Here is a 407-nt window from a genome sequence, read left to right on the forward strand (position 1 = left end):
ACATTGCACCGACCATCAGAACATCGCCGTGGGCGAAGTTGATGATGCCGAGAATACCGTAGACCATGGTGTAGCCAAGTGCGATCAGCGCGTAAATGCTGCCGAGCACCAGACCGTTCACGATCTGCTGGATAAAGATATCCATGAGAACAGCTCCTGCTATGCCTTGCTTTGTTGTAGGCGACGGGATGACGTGCCCGCAAGGTATGCGATCAATCGGATGGGTAAGGTGAGGTTGCTGGTAAGCGGCCTGCCGAACGCGCCCATGGTGAGGGCCTTGTGTAACTGGCGAGGCTATAAAAAACGGCACCGCTAGGGTAGGCGCGGTGCCGTTTTCAGGGCGGTAGCCCTTCGATTACATCTTCACAACGTCAAGAACGCTCTTCTTCTTGTCCTTGTAATTGTAC

At 54.1% G+C, this 407-nt stretch carries 1 protein-coding gene; it reads right to left on the bottom strand.

Going from position 1 to position 407, the window contains the following annotated elements; genetic code table 11:
* Positions 1-145, bottom strand: a 145-nt coding sequence (locus C1I98_RS40035) for an ABC transporter permease subunit (protein ID WP_438672146.1), incomplete at its 3' end; no start/stop codon positions are given.
* Between the last annotated feature and the right edge of the window lie 262 nt (positions 146-407).

This window comes from Spongiactinospora gelatinilytica (genome assembly GCF_003236385.1).
Taxonomy (GTDB): domain Bacteria; phylum Actinomycetota; class Actinomycetes; order Streptosporangiales; family Streptosporangiaceae; genus Spongiactinospora; species Spongiactinospora gelatinilytica.